This is a genomic window from Emticicia sp. (genome assembly GCF_043780375.1).
In the GTDB taxonomy this organism is placed as follows: Bacteria; Bacteroidota; Bacteroidia; order Cytophagales; family Spirosomataceae; genus Emticicia.
Genome location: NZ_JAYWCU010000070.1, coordinates 1 through 4,444, shown reverse-complemented (window position 1 = coordinate 4,444; position 4,444 = coordinate 1). Strand labels below are relative to the sequence as shown.

The following is a 4,444-nucleotide window of genomic DNA, read 5'->3' as shown; positions in this document are numbered from 1 at the left end:
CTTGGCGTATAACTTGAACCAGTTGCCAATAAATTGCCACCACTTGGTGCATCATACCATTCTACTACCTCACCATTTTCTACACTTGCTGTCAAAGATGGAATTGTTTGACTTTGACATATTGTTTGGTTTCCACCCCTAACTGGTGCATTTACTATTGGACAACTACAATTTGGAGAACTTACCGTTTGAGTTACAACACAACCTGTACTACTCGTGGCTGTCAATGTAACGTTTGTTCCTGTTGGTATTCCTGATACAATACCTGCTGGGGCAGCCGCTGCTGATACCGTCCCAGCGTGGGCTGCCCCAGCACTGCTTGTTACAACTCCATTACTTATATAAGATACTGAATAAGTTAATAAATTAGCTAAACAAGTCGTTGTTCCAACGTTTAGAGTTGGCAAAGGATTGATTGTTAGAGAAATTGCAGTCCGAGTCGCACTAATGCAATTAGTAGTGGTATTTTTAGCTTGTGCATAAAAAATGCCACCATTTGCAACTCTTGGCGTATAACTTGAACCAGTTGCCAATAAATTGCCACCACTTGGTGCATCGTACCATTCTACTATGGCAGGCATCCCTGCTTCGCCATTTTCAACACTTGCGGTCAAAGATGGAATTGTTTGACTTTGACATATTGTTTGGTTTCCACCACTAACAGGTGCATTTACTATTGGGCAAGTACAATTTGGGGAACTTACCGTTTGAGTTACAACACAACCTGTGCTGCTTGTGGCTGTCAATGTAACATCTAATCCTGTCGGTATATTGATTACTGTATTTCCCGAAATAACCCCTATCGAACTCGTTACAATGCCCCCAGTGGATACTGCCCCAGTGGATACTGCATTTGAAGCAAAACTAATCGAATAAGTAATTAAATCTGCACTACAACTTGTACCACTAATACTGAGTGTTGGCAATGAATTTATTGTAATAATACCCGATGCTGTACTTGTTGCATCAGAACAAGGGGGCGTTCCTAAAACTTTACAAGTAGCGGTATATGTTCCAGCCGCATTCACTGTTGTACTTGTACCAACAAACCCATTACTCCAAGTTACCGTGCCATTCGTACAACCAGTGGCGGTGAGTTTACCAATATTCCCCTGGCATAATGATAAACTATTGACCGAAATACTTGGGGCTATTGCATTGCTACAACAGGGTGTAACACTAATGATAGCACTTTGTTCCGATTGTGCTTGCCCAGCGTTTTTTGCAATGACATAAAAATCACCGCCTCCTGATAAATCTAAACCCGAAAATGTTCCTTGACCATTAAAAGTATTTCCAACCTGTGAAATATTGGTTGTGCTTATTAGATTTGGATTGCCGAGTTTATATAATTCCAATGTACCTGATTGTTGAAAAGCTATATCAAAAGTGGCAGTGGTAGTATGACAATTGAAAGTACCTGTCAATACAGGGATCAATATTTTTTCATAAAGCAAAGTTATTTCTACATCAATCGCCGTATCATCACAATAGTTGTTTCCATCGTCTCCTTTATCTACGATAAAATAAATACTATTACCCGCATTGATAAAAGTTGAACCTACCGTGTAAGTATTGGGGGAGGCAGATGTCGCAATATTAGTTCTTGATAAAATGCTTGAATTATCAGTAATAATTGAATACCCTATGTTTTCTCCACACCCGAAACTGGGTCTTTGAATATTGTTTGTGATAGAAATAATTGTAGCATTGTTTGGTATGGATAATTTTACCACTGACGGTGCATCCATTGATGGATGCATAAATATCCCAAAAGGCGGAAAGGGCTGAGGGGTTATTTCAGCCGCATTTAACTGTTCAAAAGCTAAAAAAGGATAGTTTTCTTGTCCCAATACAAACGTCCACCCTTTTTGCGAAATATTTGTACCAGCTCCAGTTCCATCTTCGCCATAATAGGGGAATAGTTGAAACGTACCACCATTTAGCGTACCATAGCTAAATAACCCATTGCTACTTGGATTTTGTTGCCCCACCACACTTTTTAGTTTGAAGGTGATTTGGGCTTGTGTTTGAATTGCTGCAAATAAAATTAACAGCAAGACGTAAATATTTTTTTTCATCTAATTCAAATTTGAGATTGTTTATTAAAAATGATTGTCATTAAGAATCTCAAAATTTTAACTGGTATCGAAATAGGGAACTGAGTAGTTTTTCTTCATTTTCTTTGGTTTTAATTTATGTTATTTTCTTTTTAATTCTTAAAATATATACAATGAAAATATTAGTACCCGATATTTTACCCATACTTATCTCATAGTAAACTATTTGACAATTACTTTAATTTTCAAATATATGATATATTTATATAATATGAAAATATTCAAACCTACTGAAACGAAAACGCTGCCAAATAGGCATAATAAAAACCTTCTATTCTTCCCTGTGGAAACTTTCGTCCTTTCAAGTTTTTACAATGCTCTACTAATTCTTCTTTTGTTGCAAAACGATTTTTATACATTCGGAAAAGCTCCAATTCTGAGGCTCTATTATTGGCAGGATAGCTTGGTTTTAACTCCTTAAATTCAGGAGTATTTAGTTTAATTTCTTTCAGGTTTTTCAAATAATCACCCAAAATAAAATAGGTCTGCACAGCTCCATGAGCAATAATAAATTTTTCACTTTGCAAAGGGTTGAACTCAATCAATAATTCATCTTGACTTTTGCCAATGTTTCTATTCGTACAAAATGAGATATAATAAGACTTTTCTAAATAACCGTTGGCAACAATTCGCTGCACAAAATTAGACAGACATCGCTCTTTATCTTTCGGTTCATCATGGAATTTATGTTTTGAATAACCATCAAACATAACCGCACCGTCGCCATTTACATTGCTATAACAATGCTCTGGTCGAAGATAAATTTCACAACGATAAGTGGCATTTTGCCTATCCCCAATAAACTTGAACGCTCTTGGTCTTTGTTGATTTGAATTTCTATTCATGTTTTATTTTTTTGGATTAAACCTATTTTTCTTCCCCTTAACAAAAAACCAAAGCCGCCTTTAACGTTATCTGATTAACGTTATTCTGATTAACGACAAGTGATAACGTTATCAGAATAATTGTTTGAATAAGGGTTTACGCTTTGAATAACGCTTTTTTATTAAAAAGTTTTTTAGTCGAGAATCCCTAACCGAATAACATGGTATCGGGGCGGTAAAAAATGCCCAAAATTTGGGCAATAAATATTTATCACTTGCATTTTATGCAGCTTGCGGAGTGGGTTTTAGCATTGTAGCTATCAATGCTAAAACCCAAAAATATGGTGGATTTTTAAGGAGGACTGTGGCAGTTTAGGTGTAGATGCTTTTTCATAATTTTTCTAATATTTTAAAAAATTGGTGCTTGATTTGTTGCTGTATAAGTAATGATTTTAGTAAATAAATTAATGTTGTTTTTTGTCAATGATTGAATCAGAAATTCAAAAGCGAATTGAGTCATTTGGTGCTGGTCAGTTTCTACGATTTCCTTTAAAACCATTGCTTTAAACTCAATTAAAGTGTCAATTAATTCTTTTGATAATTGAAAATCAACCAAAGCAGCCTGACAATCCACTTCATTTTGAATGGCGTATGCCCGAAAATTGAAGATAATATCCTCAAAATCGCTCATGTTTTTATCGGTACTTATCATAGTATAATTGAGGTTTCAATAATATCATTTTTGATAATTTCAATCATAATGAGAATCATTTTGAATAATCCACAAACTATAAAAATAGGTATAAGAATAGGTAAAAAAACGAGCCATTGGCACAAATATCCGTAATTGACTTTCATAATTTCGATATTTTTAAGGTTTCTTACTTCTTTTTTGAGATATATTCTTCAATTTCTTCTCTATAGAAAATCACCGCTTTGCCAGGTTTATGAAAAGGAATTTCCTTGTTGCTGGTCAGTTGATACACATAGTCAGGGCTGACATTCAACATGGTTGCTACCTCCTGCCGAGATATTTTGGTTCGAGCAACCATAACTTGCTTAGATTGGAGTGCCTCATTGACCCCAGACTTGATGGCATTTTGAAGCATATCCTGCAAATCATTGATTGATATTTGAATTAATACAGTCGTTCCCATTGAAAAATAGTTGCGTTTTATTGTGTAATTTTATACCAATCTGGTTGCTCGGTTTGTACAGATTTATCGAATGCTTCGAGGGCTTTCATGAAATGAAGGTCGGAAACTCTACCAGTATGGGCATTTGTAATCATGGTAATTCCGACATTATTATTAAACATTGGATTTTTAGTTAGAAAAGCCTTTTTCCAGCCTCTATTTTTACTGAGTTTTTTAAGTAAAGTGTGAATAGCAATTTTACGTATTTTAACTTCTTCTTTTTCCTTTTGACGGATTTGAGCAATTGACGGTGACAGCATAGGTAATTTTTTTGGTGGGAAAATTTGTTTTTCAGTCGTTTATA

At 35.1% G+C, this 4,444-nt stretch carries 5 protein-coding genes; all 5 read right to left on the bottom strand.

The genetic code is table 11. From position 1 onward, the window contains the following. Positions 1-2,081 (bottom strand): hypothetical protein (locus ACH2CJ_RS05640; protein WP_394991271.1); only part of this gene is annotated, 2,081 nt, incomplete at its 3' end. A 266-nt stretch (positions 2,082-2,347) separates the two neighbouring features. Then, a complete protein-coding gene (locus ACH2CJ_RS05635; RefSeq protein WP_394991270.1) occupies positions 2,348-2,965 on the bottom strand; it encodes a hypothetical protein in 618 nt (205 codons plus the stop codon). A gap of 388 nt (positions 2,966-3,353) precedes the next feature. After that, positions 3,354-3,656, bottom strand: coding sequence for a hypothetical protein (locus ACH2CJ_RS05630; protein WP_394991269.1), 303 nt, complete (start codon positions 3,654-3,656; stop codon positions 3,354-3,356). A 169-nt stretch (positions 3,657-3,825) separates the two neighbouring features. Further along, the gene (locus ACH2CJ_RS05625) at positions 3,826-4,101 is read right to left on the bottom strand and encodes a helix-turn-helix domain-containing protein (protein ID WP_394991268.1); all 276 of its coding nucleotides are present in this window, start codon (positions 4,099-4,101) and stop codon (positions 3,826-3,828) included. A gap of 17 nt (positions 4,102-4,118) precedes the next feature. After that, a complete protein-coding gene (locus ACH2CJ_RS05620; RefSeq protein ID WP_394991267.1) occupies positions 4,119-4,400 on the bottom strand; it encodes a hypothetical protein in 282 nt (93 codons plus the stop codon). Positions 4,401-4,444: the final 44 nt, after the last annotated feature.

Coding starts and splice junctions, on each gene's coding strand:
- ACH2CJ_RS05635 (WP_394991270.1), bottom strand. CDS start 2,965: ATGAATAGAAATTCAAATCAACAAAGACCAAGAGCGTTCAAGTTTATT.
- ACH2CJ_RS05630 (WP_394991269.1), bottom strand. CDS start 3,656: ATGATAAGTACCGATAAAAACATGAGCGATTTTGAGGATATTATCTTC.
- ACH2CJ_RS05625 (WP_394991268.1), bottom strand. CDS start 4,101: ATGGGAACGACTGTATTAATTCAAATATCAATCAATGATTTGCAGGAT.
- ACH2CJ_RS05620 (WP_394991267.1), bottom strand. CDS start 4,400: ATGCTGTCACCGTCAATTGCTCAAATCCGTCAAAAGGAAAAAGAAGAA.